The organism is Pseudomonas sp. 43(2021) (assembly GCF_017490805.1).
In the GTDB taxonomy this organism is placed as follows: Bacteria; Pseudomonadota; Gammaproteobacteria; order Pseudomonadales; family Pseudomonadaceae; genus Aquipseudomonas.
This window is the reverse complement of sequence record NZ_JAFGYJ010000014.1, coordinates 25,471-38,108: the sequence shown is the minus strand read 5'-3', so window position 1 is coordinate 38,108 and position 12,638 is coordinate 25,471. Positions and strand designations below refer to the sequence as shown.

Here is a 12,638-nt window from a genome sequence, read left to right as displayed (position 1 = left end):
TGAAAATATATCCAGCCCTCCGGGCGCCTGCAGACCATGATCAGCAACGAACTCAAAGCCACCATCCAGGGCGCCTATACGCGTTTTCTCGAAGCCAAGAGCCTCAAGCCACGCTATGGCCAGCGTCTGATGATCGCCGAAGTGGCCAAGGTGCTCGGCGACATCGCCTGTGACGAAGAAGGCCGCCGTGCTGGCGAGCCTGCCGTGGTGGCAGTGGAGGCAGGCACCGGTACCGGCAAGACGGTAGCCTACAGCCTGGCTGCCATTCCGGCCGCCAAGGCTGCCGGCAAGCGCCTGGTGATCGCCACCGCCACCGTGGCGCTGCAGGAGCAGATCGTCTTCAAGGACCTGCCCGACCTGATGCGCAGCAGCGGGCTGAACTTCAGCTTCGCCCTGGCCAAGGGCCGTGGCCGTTACCTGTGCCTGTCCAAGCTCGACATCCTGCTGCAGGAGGGCCACGCCCAGTCGGCCACCGCCCAGCTGTTCGAGGAAGAAGGCTTCCGCATCGAAGTCGACGAGCGCAGCCAGAAGCTGTTCAACAGCATGATCGAGAAGCTTGCCGGCAACCGCTGGGACGGTGACCGCGACAGCTGGCCCGAAGCCCTGGAAGACCAGGACTGGGCGCGCCTGACCACCGACCACAGCCAGTGCACCGGCCGTCATTGCCCGAACTTCCAGCAGTGCGTGTTCTACAAGGCCCGCGAAGGCATGGGCAAGGTCGACGTGATCGTCACCAACCACGACATGGTGCTGGCCGACCTGGCCCTGGGCGGCGGTGCGGTATTGCCCGACCCGCGCGACACCATGTACGTGTTCGACGAAGGCCACCACCTGCCAGACAAGGCCATCGGCCATTTCGCCCACTATTCGCGCCTGCGCTCCACTGCCGACTGGCTGGAGCAGACCGCCAAGAATCTTACCAAGCTGCTGGCCCAGCACCCGCTGCCCGGTGACCTGGGCAAGTACATCGAGCAGGTGCCAGAGCTTGCGCGGGAAGTGCGCACGCAGCAGCAGTTCATGTTCACCCTGTGCGAGCAGGTTGCCGACTTCCGCCCCAGCGAGGACAACGAAGGCCGTGAGCGCCCCCGCTACCGCTTCGAAGGCGGCGTGGTGCCGGAGCAGATCCGCGAAGTGGGCATCGAGCTGAAAAAGGGCTTTGCCCGCCTCAACGACCTGTTCACCCGCCTGGCCGACCTGCTCAAGGAAGGCATGGACGGCGAGGTCAGCATCGGCATCGCCAGCCACCAGGCCGAGGAGTGGTACCCGCTGTTCGGTAGCCTGGTCACCCGCGCTCAGGGCAACTGGGAGCTGTGGACGGCCTTTACCGCCGAAGACCCGGAAGACAGCCCGCCCATGGCCCGCTGGCTGACCCTGGCCGAGAGCGGTGCGCTGTTCGACATCGAAGTCAACGCCAGCCCCATCCTGGCCGCCGAAATGCTTCGCCGCAGCCTGTGGAGCGTGGCCCATGGCGCGCTGGTGACGTCGGCGACGCTGACCGCGCTAGGCAAGTTCGACCGCTTCCGCATGCGCTCGGGGTTACCGCGTGACGCGGTCACCTGCGTGGTGCCCAGCCCGTTCGTGCATGGCGATGCCGGCCTGCTACGGGTCCCCGACCTCAAGGCCGACCCGCGCGATGCGGCGGCGCATACCGCGGCGATCATCCGCGAGCTGCCGAACATCGTCGAGGACGCCCGCGGCGCGCTGGTGCTGTTCTCCTCGCGCAAGCAGATGCAGGACGTGTTCGATGGCCTGGACCGTGACTGGCGCAAGCTGGTGCTGATCCAGGGCAACCTGTCCAAGCAGGAAACCCTGAACAAGCACAAGGCGCGGGTCGACGATGGCCAGCACAGCGTACTGTTCGGCCTGGCCAGCTTTGCCGAGGGTGTCGACCTGCCGGGCGCCTACTGCGAACACGTGGTGATCGCCAAGATTCCCTTTGCCGTGCCCGACGACCCGGTCGAAGCGGCGCTGGCGGAGTGGATCGAGGCCCGTGGCGGCAACCCGTTCATGGAAATTGCCGTGCCTGACGCTTCGCTGCGGTTGATCCAGGCCTGCGGCCGCCTGCTGCGAACCGAACAGGATCGCGGTGTCATCACCTTGCTTGACCGGCGCCTGGTCACCCAGCGCTACGGCAAGGCTATTCTCAATGCGCTGCCGCCGTTCCGGCGGGAAATTTCCTGACCGCCGGAGCACTTGCTCCGGCGCGTTGTCCATTACTCAGTCTTGGGCCATGAGGGCCCTGAAGGAGAGCCCCAGCCTTATGGTCCGCCGCACCCTGCCCGCCGTTTTCGCCCTGTTGTTCAGCTCGCCCTTGCTGGCTGGGCAGCAGACGCTGTTCAGCTTCGTGCGCCCGGCCTCGGTGGTCAATGTGGCGACCGAGGATGCCGGCATGCCGCAGTACAACGCGGAGCAGACGGCCGAAGGCGAGGTGTTGCGGCGCGTGGTGTTCAACCCGGCCCAGCGGCCGACCCTGCGCCTGAGCCCGCAAAGCGGTGTGTGGGACTGGTCCAGCGGGCAATTCCTGACGTTGCGCCTGCAAAGCGCGATGGATTGGGCGCTGACCGTGGATGTCATGGTGCAGGGCAGTGATGGCCGCACGTTGACCAGCCGCATCGACCTGCCTGCCGGTCCTGCACAAACCGTGATGGTTCCGCTGACGGCCAGCTCGCCGCTGAGCCAGGGCATGCGCGCCGGCCCGCCCATGCCCTGGAGCCATGGCGGCCAGCGCCTGCTGCTGACCAGCAGCACCGGCGCGGTCGACCTCAAGCAGGTGGCCTCGGTCAGCCTGAGCATCCCCAACCCCAAGGTGGCGCAGAACCTGCTGATCGAACGGGTGGGCATCCAGGATGACGACCAGGCCTACAAGGCGGCCTACCACGAGCTGATCGATGCCTATGGCCAGTCCACCCGCGGCCATTGGCCAGAGAAGGTTGCCAATGACGAGCAGCTCAAGGCGGCCGATGTGCGCGAGCAGCAACAGCTCAAAGGCTGGCTGGCAGAGCGTGGCAAGCAGCAACTGGACGCGTACGGTGGCCTGCTGGCGGGACCAGCGTTCGAGGCCAAAGGCTTCTTCCGCACGGAAAAACGTGACGGCCGCTGGTACCTGGTAACACCCGAGGGGCACCCGTTCTATTCCCTGGGGGTGAATGCCGTGGCCGCGGATGGCGGGCGAACCTACGTTGCCGGGCGTGAGGGGATGTTCAAGGCGTTGCCGGGCGAGGGCGATGCACTGGCCGCATTCTATGGCGAGGGCAACAACGACGACGGCAACGCTTCGTCGCAAGGGCGCAACTTCAAACAGGGGCGCTGGTTCGATTTCTATGCCGCCAACCTGCAGCGCACCTATGGCAAACCCTGCCCGCCCGCGGCAGAGGGGCAGCCGGCCAACTGCCCGCCGTTGGCGCTGGATGCCGCCCGCTGGCAGGCGCATGCACTCGACCGCCTGCAGGCCTGGGGTTTCAACACGATCGGCAACTGGAGCGAGCCGGCCCTGGGCCAGGCCAAGCGCATGCCGTACACCTTGCCGCTGTCGATCGTGGGGGATTACGCCAGCATCAGCACCGGTATGGACTGGTGGGGCAGCATGCCCGACCCGTTCGACCCGCGTTTTGCCATGGCCACCGAGCGCGCCGTGGCCATTGCCGCCCGCGATCACCGTGACGACCCCTGGCTGATCGGTTATTTCGCCGACAACGAACTGGCCTGGGCCGCCCCCGGTAGCGACCCCAAGGCGCGTTACGGCCTGGCCTATGGAACCTTGCGCCTGACCACCGACGTGCCGGCCAAGCGCGCCTTCCTCAAGCAGTTGCGCGACAAGTACCGCAACCAGGAAGGGCTGTCCAAGGCCTGGGGCATCGAGCTGACCGCCTGGGAGCTGATGGAGGACCCGGGCTTCGAGGCACCGTTGCCCGACCCGGAGCACCCGGAAATCGAGCGTGACTACCAGCACTTCCAGCAGGTGTTTGCAGAAACCTACTTCAGGACCATTGCCGACTCGTTGAAGTGGCATGCGCCCAATCACCTGTTGCTGGGGGGGCGCTATGCCGTCAGCACGCCTGAGGCGGTCAAGGCCTGTGCCGAGTTCTGCGATGTGCTCAGCTTCAACTTCTATACCCTCAAGCCGCAGGATGGCTACGACTTCGCCAGCCTGGCCGAGCTGGACAAGCCGGTGTTGGTGTCCGAGTTCCAGTTCGGCTCGCGCGATCGCGGGCCGTTCTGGCCGGGGCCGCTGGAATTGGCGCGTGAAGAAGACCGCGGCCCGGCCTACGGCAACTTCCTCAAGGCGGCCCTGGCGCAGCCGATGATCGTTGGCGCGCACTGGTTCCAGTACCTCGACCAGCCGGCCAGCGGGCGCCTGCTCGATGGCGAGAACGGCCACCTGGGGTTGGTGGCGATCACCGATATGCCTTACCCCGGGTTTGTCGATGCCGTGCGCAAGAGCAACTTGCAGGCAATGAGCCAGCTACGTACTCAGTTGGAAAAACCGATTCCCTGACTAGTGCAAATGGATGTGGGAGCGGGCGTGCCCGCGAATCAGGCGACCGGGTGGATGGCACCGGCTATGCCGGTGTTCGCGGGCACGCCCGCTCCCACATTAAGTCCAGCCTGGCTACCGTTCATCGTAACCACCCAGCCCAAGCCAGTTTGCAAAACGCCAAACTACTGAAACAATGCACACCATTTTCGGAATTGGTCGTACGGAGAACAGCGGGTGCAGATCCAGGGTCACTATGAGCTGAAGTTCGAAGCAGTGCGCGAAGCCTTTGCCGCGCTGTTCGATGATCCCCAGGAGCGTGGCGCCGCGCTGTGCATCCAGGTCGGTGGCGAAACCGTGGTCGACCTGTGGGCCGGCAGTGCCGACAAGGATGGCCAGCAGGCCTGGCACAGCGACACCATTGCCAACCTGTTCTCCTGCACCAAGACCTTCACCGCCGTCACCGCCCTGCAACTGGTCGGCGAAGGCAAGCTGGCCCTCGATGCCCCGGTAGCCAACTATTGGCCCGAGTTCGCCCAGGCCGGTAAACAGGCGATCACCCTGCGCCAGTTGCTCAGCCACCGTGCCGGCTTGCCGGCCATCCGTGAGCTGCTGCCGGCCGAAGCGCTGTATGACTGGCAGGCCATGGTCGATGCGCTGGCTGCCGAAACGCCCTGGTGGACACCCGGCACCGAGCACGGCTATGCCGCCATCACCTACGGCTGGCTGATCGGCGAGCTGATCCGCCGTGCCGATGGCCGTGGCCCCGGCGACTCGATCGTCGCCCGTACCGCGAGGCCGTTGGGGCTGGATTTTCATGTCGGCCTGGCGGACGACGAGTTCCATCGCGTGGCGCATATCGCCCGTGGCAAGGGCAACGCCGGGGATGCTGCGGCGCAGCGCCTGCTGCAGGTGACCATGCGCGAACCCGAGGCCCTGTCGACCCGGGCCTTCACCAATCCGCCGGCGATCCTGACCAGCACCAACAAGCCGGAATGGCGGCGCATGCAGCAGCCAGCGGCCAATGGCCATGGCAATGCGCGCAGCCTGGCGGGCTTCTATGCCGGGTTGCTGGACGGCAGCCTGCTCGAATCCGAACTGCTCGACGAACTGACCCGTGAGCACAGCCTCGGCCAGGACCGTACCTTGCTCACCCAGACCCGTTTTGGCCTGGGCTGCATGCTCGACCAGCCCGACGTGGCCAATGCCACCTTCGGCCTCGGTGCCCGCGCCTTTGGCCACCCCGGTGCCGGTGGTTCGGTCGGTTTCGCCGACCCGGAGTACGACGTGGCCTTCGGTTTCGTGGTCAATACCCTTGGCCCTTATGTGCTCATGGACCCGCGAGCCCAGAACCTGGTACGTGTCCTTGCCAGTTGCCTTTGATCGGGTAATGCGGGTATTGCCCCACCCCTTTGACTATCCTCAATGCCAACGCCTGAAGGGCGTAGACAAAATTTCTTTCTATTTCATGGTGTATCGCTGATGTCTTCACACAAAACCTTAGCACTCGCCCTGTGCCTGACCGCCGTTACCGGCTGTGCCAGTCACCCCCAGGACGGCTCGAAGGACAGCGCCTCGAGCTGGTGGCCCTTCGGTTCGGACAAGGTTGCCGAGCAGGAAGTGAAGCAAGCCGTCACTGAAAACGTGGCCAAGGCCGACGCCAAGTCCGAGAATGCCAGCCGTTGGTGGTGGCCGTTCGGCGCTGACGAGAAGCAGGCCAAGGGGCCGGTGGTACCGAAGATCGACCAGAAGGCCACCCAGGCCTGGCTGGACGAGTACGAGCCCAAGCTGCGTGAGGCGATCAAGGGCAGCAAGCTGGAGCTCGAGCGCCGCGACAATGTGCTGGCCGTAACCATTCCGGTGGACGGCTCGTACAACCCTGACCGTCCGAACATGCTGCTGCCGATGACCCTGGGCCCGATTACCCGTGTGGCCAAGACCGTCGAAGGCGATGCCAAGACCGCCGTGTTGGTGCTTGGCCATGCCGACAACAGCGGTGTCGCTGCCGCCAACCAGAAGCTCAGCCTGGAACGTGCCGCTTCGGTGTCGGCCATCTTCCGCCTCAGCGGCCTGCAGCGTGACCGCCTGACCCTCAAGGGCATGGGCTCGGAAATGCCGCGCGCCGCCAACGACAGCGCCGAAGGCCGTGCCCTGAACCGCCGCGTGGAAATGCTGCTGACCCCGCAGAACACCATGGTCGCCCTGTTGGCCAAGTACCAGCAAGCCGCCCCGGCGCGGGCCCCGATGGTGGCGGTACAGGATGTAAAAGCGCCTGCGGCCAAGGCTGCCGACAGCAAGCCTGCCGCCAAGGCTGCGGCGAAGAAGCCTGTAACCAAAGCCAAGGCCAAGTCGCCAGCCAAGACCACGGCCAAGAAAAAAGCCGCGCCGGCCAAGCCCGTCGCCAAGAAAGCTACCGCTGACAAGAAAGTAGCTGCCAACAGCCCTGCGAAGACCAACTGATCGTCAAGGAACGCAGCAATGACCCAATCCCTGGCCGATATGCGCCGCGACTACACCCGTGATGGCCTGGCTGAAGCCCAGGCCCCGGGGGAGCCGTTCGCCCTGTTTCACCAGTGGTTCGCCGATGCGGTGAAAACCGAGCAGGTACCGGTGGAAGCCAACGCCATGACCCTGGCCACTGTCGATGGTGAAGGCCGCCCTCACTGCCGCATCTTGCTGCTTAAGGGGCTCGATGAGCGTGGTTTCACCTTCTTCACCAACTACGACAGTGCCAAGGGCCAGCAACTGCTGGTTAACCCCTTCGCCGCCATGACGTTCTTCTGGCCAGCGCTGGAGCGCCAGGTACGTATCGAAGGGCGGGTGGAAAAGGTCACGGCCCAGGAGTCGGACGCCTACTACCAGGTACGCCCGCTGGGCAGCCGCCTGGGGGCCTGGGCTTCACCGCAGAGCCAGGTGATTGCCGGCCGCGAGGAGCTGGAGGCGCTGGTCAAGGCCACCGAGGCGCGTTTCTCCGACACCCAGCCGCATTGCCCGGAGCATTGGGGGGGGTATCGTTTGCTGCCTGAACGCATCGAGTTCTGGCAGGGGCGGGCTAGCCGCCTGCACGACCGGCTGAACTACCGGCTGGTGGACGGGCAATGGCTGCGGGAGAGGCTGGCGCCCTGAGGTTCCGGGGCTGCTGCGCAGCCCATCGCGACGCAAGGCCGCTCCCACAGGTACAGCGCAGACCCAATCTGTGGGAGCGGCCTTGTGTCGCGAAAGGGCCGCAAAGCGGCCCCAGCAATTACCAAGGCTACCCCGGATACCCCGCAGCCTCCCGCTCCAACCACCCCGCCAACTGCTTGCGCCCCACCTTCTCCATCCGCGCCTGCTCCAGCCTTTGCAGCATATACGCGCGTTTTCCAGGGTCCGACCCGGCCAGCGACAACGCCAGGTCACGGTCCATCCAGCGGTGCATGCGCACATACAGCCACCAGTGGAAATACAGCCCCGCAACGGTGGTGACCACGACGATGAAGTAATCCATGGCTATCCTTGGTCTCACTTGAAAAGGCCTCGACACAGCCACGCAGGCTGTACCTCGGCTGAATGAAAACAATTTTATTGCGTTTGTACCGTGACAGCCGTCAACGTGCAGCGTCTAATGAGCACCTGACTTATGGAGACCTTACCCATGCGTAAATCCGCTTTGCTGGTGGCAACCTTTACCACCCTGTCGCTGTTGCTGGGTGGCTGTGCCTCGAGCCTGACCGGTGACAGCTACTCCCGTGATGAGGCCCGCCGCGTGCAAACCGTGCGTATGGGCACCATCGAATCCCTGCGCCCGGTCAAGATCGAAGGTACCAAGACCCCGATCGGCGGTGGTGCTGGCGCCATCGTCGGTGGCGTGGCCGGCAGCGCCGTGGGCGGTGGTCGTGGCAGCATCGTCGCCGCCGTGATCGGTGCCGTTGCTGGTGGCCTGGCGGGTTCTGCCGCCGAAGAAGGCCTGACTCGCACCCAGGGTGTCGAAATCACCGTGCGTGAGGACGATGGCAGCATGCGTGCCTATGTGCAGGCTGTGCAGCAGAACGAGATCTTCCGCGTTGGCGACCGCGTGCGCATCATGACCGTCGACGGTACCAGCCGCGTCTCGCACTGACCGTAGCGCAATAAAACAAAACCCCGACATGGCGCTCGCCAGTCGGGGTTTTTTCATGCTGTGGCCAAGTCAGTCGATGCTGGGCTTGCGGCTGGCCATGGCGGTTACCGCATAGCCGATCACGGCGGCGAAGAACGAACCGGTGAGAATACCCATGCGGTCCATCCCGGCGAAATCACTGCTGCCCGGCACAAAGGCGAGTGAGCCAACGAACAGGCTCATGGTGAAGCCGATACCGCAGAGTATCGCCACACCCAGCAATTGCCCCCAACTGGCACCGACAGGCAGTGCGGCCAGGCGCAGTTTGACCGCGATCCAGGTCAGGCCGAAGACACCTATGGTCTTGCCCAGCAGCAGCCCGACGGCGATGCCCAGCGGCACCGGGTGGGTGAAGCTTTCTACGGTCATGCCTGCGAGCGATACACCGGCATTGGCGAAAGCGAACAGCGGCAGGATGGCGTAGGCGACCCACGGATGCAGGGCGTGTTCCAGGGCGAGCGACGGCGAGCGCTCGGCATGGCGTGTGCGCAGCGGGATGCACAGCGCCAGGGCAACGCCAGCGAGGGTGGCATGCACGCCGCTCTTGAGCACGCAGACCCACAGGATCAGGCCAACGACCATGTACGGCCCAAGCTTGACCACGCCAAGCCGGTTCATGGCCACCAGCACGACCAGGCAGGTGGCGGCCAGCAGCAGTGACACGCTCGACAGGGTACCCGAGTAGAACAGGGCAATGACGATGATCGCACCCAGGTCGTCGATGATCGCCAGGGTCATCAGGAACAGTTTCAGTGACACCGGCACGCGCTTGCCCAGCAGGGCCAGCACACCGAGGGCGAAGGCGATGTCAGTGGCGGTCGGGATCGCCCAGCCGGCCACGGCCGCGGGGTTGTCACGGTTGATGAACCAGTAGATCAGTGCCGGTATCACCATGCCGCCCACTGCGGCGGTGGCAGGCAGGATTACCTGGGAGGGCTTGGACAGGTGGCCGTCGACCACTTCGCGCTTGACCTCCAGGCCGATGAGCAGGAAGAACAGGGCCATCAGGCCGTCGTTGATCCACAGCAGCAACGGTTTGGCGATGTGCAACGCGCCGACCTGGACGGCGACGGGAACGTCGAGCAGGCCGCTGTACAGGTACGACAGCGGTGAATTGTTGATGACCAGGGCCAGGATGGCCGCAGCAATCAGTAGCAGGCCGCTGGCGGCTTCGAGCTGGATGAAACGGGTTAACAGGCTACGCACGGGCTATAGGCTCTCCATGAGCAGTTTACGATTGGAGCGGGCTTACACCCTAGCCTGTGACGATATGCTTTAAAACAAAAACTATATTCGTTTTTGTTATATGGTGTTGCTGGCTGGGCTGAGGGAAGCCTAGATGTAGTTGGGGAAGGATGGGGGAGGGGAAGTCTGACGTTGGTTGTGGATTTTTCTGATGCCTGTCAGGGCCCTTTCGCGGGCACGCCCGCTCCCACAGGTACTGCACGGTTTTCAAAGGCTGTGCTGTACCTGTGGGAGCGGGCATGCCCGCGAAAGGGTCGATGCAAAATTACAGGCCGAGCATATCCCGCGCCACCGCCTCGGCAATGCGAATCCCATCGACACCGGCGGACAGGATCCCGCCCGCATACCCGGCCCCTTCACCCGCCGGGAACAGACCCTTCAGGTTCAGGCTCTGGAAGTCCTCGCCGCGGGTAATGCGCAGCGGCGACGACGTACGGGTCTCGATCCCGGTCAACACCGCATCATGCAGGTTGTAGCCCTTGATCTGCCGGTCGAACGCCGGCAGCGCTTCGCGAATGGCCTCGATGGCGAAGTCCGGCAGGCTCGGCGCCAGGTCACCCAGGGTCACGCCCGGTTTGTAGGACGGCTCGACACTGCCCAGCGCAGTCGACGGCCGGCCGGCGACGAAGTCACCCACCAGCTGCGCCGGGGCCTGGTAGTTGCTGCCGCCCATCACGTAGGCGTGGGCTTCCAGGCGTTCCTGCAGCTCGATGCCGGCCAGCGGGCCGCCCGGGTAATCGCGCTCGGGGTCGATACCCACGACGATGCCGGAGTTGGCGTTGCGCTCGTTACGCGAGTACTGGCTCATGCCATTGGTAACCACCCGGCCCGGCTCGCTGGTGGCGGCGACCACGGTGCCGCCCGGGCACATGCAGAAGCTGTACACCGAACGGCCGTTCTTGGCGTGGTACACCAGCTTGTAGTCGGCGGCACCGAGTTTCGGGTGGCCGGCGTACTTGCCCAGGCGCGCCTTGTCGATCAGTGTTTGCGGGTGCTCGATACGGAAGCCCACCGAGAACGGCTTGGCTTCCATGTACACGCCCTTGGCGTGCAGCATGCGGAAGGTGTCGCGGGCACTGTGGCCCAGGGCCAGAACCACATGACGCGAGTGCAGCTGTTCGCCGCTCTCCAGCACCACGCCGGTCAGCTGGCCATCCTCGATCAGCAGGTCGGTGACCTTCTGCTGGAAGCGCACTTCGGCACCGAGGGCGATCATGTCCTGACGCATCTGCTCGACCATGCCGGTGAGGCGGAAGGTACCGATGTGCGGCTTGTTGATGTACAGGATCTCGTCCGGCGCACCGGCCTTGACGAATTCTTCCAGCACTTTGCGGCCGTGGTGCTGCGGGTCCTTGATCTGGCTGTACAGCTTGCCGTCGGAGAAGGTGCCGGCGCCGCCTTCGCCGAACTGCACGTTGGACTCGGGGTTGAGCACGCTCTTGCGCCACAGGCCCCAGGTGTCCTTGGTACGCTGGCGTACTTCCTTGCCGCGCTCGAGAATGATCGGCTTGAAGCCCATCTGTGCCAGCAACAGGCCGGCGAAGATGCCGCACGGGCCGAAGCCGACCACGATCGGGCGCTCCTGCAGATCGGCCGGGGCCTTGCCGACGAACTTGTAGGTTACGTCTGGTGCCGGGCCGATGTTGCGATCGTCGGCGAACTTGCTGAGCAGCTCGGCTTCGTTGCTGGCTTCCAGGTCGATGGTGTAGATGAACAGCAGTTCGCTGTTCTTCTTGCGCGCATCGTAGCTGCGCTTGAACAGGTTGAAGCTGAGCAGTTGCTCGTCGCGGATGCCCAGGCGCTGGACGATGGCTTCACGCAGGGCTTCGTCGGGATGGTCCAGGGGCAGCTTCAGTTCGGTGATTCGTAGCATGGCAGGGTCCAGTATCCCGGCCATGGGCGGCCGGCGGCTTTACACAAACCGCCAAGTATAAGCTGTTAGCCGCCTCGACTGGCAGGATAAAAGCGCCCGGCGATCAGTTGTCGCGCGCACCGCCGTAGTAACCGCAGCCCTGCAGGGTCTTGCCGTCGATGCGCAGTTCGGCGCGCAGGTGGTGGATGGCACCGGTGGCGGTGTCTACGCAGCGTTGTGGCGCAACCCACAGCTCCACGTGCTGGCCGTTGGCTTCGCTGGTCAGGGTCAGGCCGCCGCCGGGCACTTGTTCTTCCAGGAAGGGCAGGGGCAGGGGTTCCTGGCCGACGCGGTTGAGCACCATGCCTTTGCCGCTGGCCTTGATGTCCCAGTCTGGCTCGTGGCCGTTGGCACGCAGGGTCAGCTGCTTGAAGTTGGGGTCTTCGCAAGCGCGGGTGGAAGGTTCCAGGCGGTACAGGCGACGAACTTCCAGCTGGCCGTCGTTGTTGGCCTGCTTGCTGCCGGTGAGGCGGCCACGGACGTCGGCGAACAGCTTGTCGTTGGCGTCCTTGGCGAGGTTGGCGGCTTCCTGCAGGATGCCGGTAGCGGCGACGTCGTTGATCACGAAAGTGCGGTTTTCACTGCACGGCTTGATCAGCAGCTGGCCACCGGCAGCACGCAGCTCGCCCTGCATGCGCGTGGTGCCGATGTTCGGGTCGCTGGGGGCGTCAGCCATGAGCTGGCAGCCGGCGAACAGGGGCAGCAGGGCGGTGAGCAGCAGGGTGGGGGTGAGGCGCATGAGGCGGGCTCCGGGGGATCTTTGCCAAAGAGCTGGCCACGTTACTCAGGCTCGGCGGGGATCACAAGCCTTTGGTAAACCTGTGCCGGCCTCTTCGCGGGCTTGCCCGCTCCCACAAGTTCGGCACAGG

The 12,638-nt window shown here is 64.7% G+C and carries 10 protein-coding genes; 6 read left to right on the top strand and 4 right to left on the bottom strand.

All coding sequences use genetic code 11. The features are described from left to right. The first annotated feature begins 36 nt into the window (after window positions 1–36). From dinG to pdxH, 5 genes are all read left to right on the top strand, one after another. On the top strand, window positions 37–2,181 hold the full coding sequence (gene dinG / locus J5M71_RS13945) for an ATP-dependent DNA helicase DinG (protein WP_207832895.1): 2,145 nt from the start codon (window positions 37–39) through the stop codon (window positions 2,179–2,181). A gap of 79 nt (window positions 2,182–2,260) precedes the next feature. Beyond that, window positions 2,261–4,495 carry a beta-galactosidase gene (locus tag J5M71_RS13940; protein ID WP_207832893.1) on the top strand — a complete coding sequence of 745 codons (2,235 nt, stop codon included), beginning with the start codon at window positions 2,261–2,263 and terminating at the stop codon, window positions 4,493–4,495. 216 nt (window positions 4,496–4,711) lie between these two features. After that, a complete protein-coding gene (locus J5M71_RS13935; protein ID WP_207832891.1) occupies window positions 4,712–5,857 on the top strand; it encodes a serine hydrolase domain-containing protein in 1,146 nt (381 codons plus the stop codon). A 99-nt stretch (window positions 5,858–5,956) separates the two neighbouring features. Continuing rightward, entirely contained in the window at window positions 5,957–6,934 is a 978-nt protein-coding gene (locus J5M71_RS13930; protein ID WP_207832889.1) for an OmpA family protein, read from the top strand. Window positions 6,935–6,952: 18 nt separating this feature from the next. Next, window positions 6,953–7,600, top strand: a complete 648-nt coding sequence (gene pdxH / locus J5M71_RS13925) for a pyridoxamine 5'-phosphate oxidase (protein WP_063913111.1) — start codon at window positions 6,953–6,955, stop codon at window positions 7,598–7,600. A gap of 127 nt (window positions 7,601–7,727) precedes the next feature. On the opposite strand, the gene J5M71_RS13920 is transcribed toward pdxH, so the two are convergent. Next, the gene (locus J5M71_RS13920; RefSeq protein ID WP_207832887.1) at window positions 7,728–7,961 is read right to left on the bottom strand and encodes a hypothetical protein; all 234 of its coding nucleotides are present in this window, start codon (window positions 7,959–7,961) and stop codon (window positions 7,728–7,730) included. 147 nt (window positions 7,962–8,108) lie between these two features. Between J5M71_RS13920 and J5M71_RS13915 the strand changes: the two genes are divergently transcribed. Further along, complete coding sequence (locus J5M71_RS13915; RefSeq protein ID WP_207832885.1) at window positions 8,109–8,573, top strand: glycine zipper 2TM domain-containing protein; 465 nt, start codon at window positions 8,109–8,111, stop codon at window positions 8,571–8,573. Window positions 8,574–8,642: 69 nt separating this feature from the next. On the opposite strand, the gene nhaA is transcribed toward J5M71_RS13915, so the two are convergent. The 3 genes from nhaA to J5M71_RS13900 all read right to left on the bottom strand — a co-directional run bounded on the left by nhaA (window position 8,643) and on the right by J5M71_RS13900 (window position 12,508). Further along, entirely contained in the window at window positions 8,643–9,818 is a 1,176-nt protein-coding gene (gene nhaA, locus J5M71_RS13910) for a Na+/H+ antiporter NhaA (protein WP_207832883.1), read from the bottom strand. A gap of 304 nt (window positions 9,819–10,122) precedes the next feature. Next, the gene (locus tag J5M71_RS13905) at window positions 10,123–11,730 is read right to left on the bottom strand and encodes an NAD(P)/FAD-dependent oxidoreductase (protein WP_015271531.1); all 1,608 of its coding nucleotides are present in this window, start codon (window positions 11,728–11,730) and stop codon (window positions 10,123–10,125) included. 103 nt (window positions 11,731–11,833) lie between these two features. Beyond that, window positions 11,834–12,508 (bottom strand): hypothetical protein, encoded by a 675-nt coding sequence (locus J5M71_RS13900; protein ID WP_207832881.1) that lies wholly within the window; start codon window positions 12,506–12,508, stop codon window positions 11,834–11,836. Between the last annotated feature and the right edge of the window lie 130 nt (window positions 12,509–12,638).

What these genes read in the sequence shown, in the direction of transcription:
- J5M71_RS13930 (WP_207832889.1), top strand. Translation starts at nt 5,957, where the DNA reads ATGTCTTCACACAAAACCTTAGCACTCGCCCTGTGCCTGACCGCCGTT.
- pdxH (WP_063913111.1), top strand. Translation starts at nt 6,953, where the DNA reads ATGACCCAATCCCTGGCCGATATGCGCCGCGACTACACCCGTGATGGC.
- J5M71_RS13920 (WP_207832887.1), bottom strand. Translation starts at nt 7,961, where the DNA reads ATGGATTACTTCATCGTCGTGGTCACCACCGTTGCGGGGCTGTATTTC.
- dinG (WP_207832895.1), top strand. Translation starts at nt 37, where the DNA reads ATGATCAGCAACGAACTCAAAGCCACCATCCAGGGCGCCTATACGCGT.
- J5M71_RS13900 (WP_207832881.1), bottom strand. Translation starts at nt 12,508, where the DNA reads ATGCGCCTCACCCCCACCCTGCTGCTCACCGCCCTGCTGCCCCTGTTC.
- J5M71_RS13915 (WP_207832885.1), top strand. Translation starts at nt 8,109, where the DNA reads ATGCGTAAATCCGCTTTGCTGGTGGCAACCTTTACCACCCTGTCGCTG.
- J5M71_RS13905 (WP_015271531.1), bottom strand. Translation starts at nt 11,730, where the DNA reads ATGCTACGAATCACCGAACTGAAGCTGCCCCTGGACCATCCCGACGAA.
- J5M71_RS13940 (WP_207832893.1), top strand. Translation starts at nt 2,261, where the DNA reads ATGGTCCGCCGCACCCTGCCCGCCGTTTTCGCCCTGTTGTTCAGCTCG.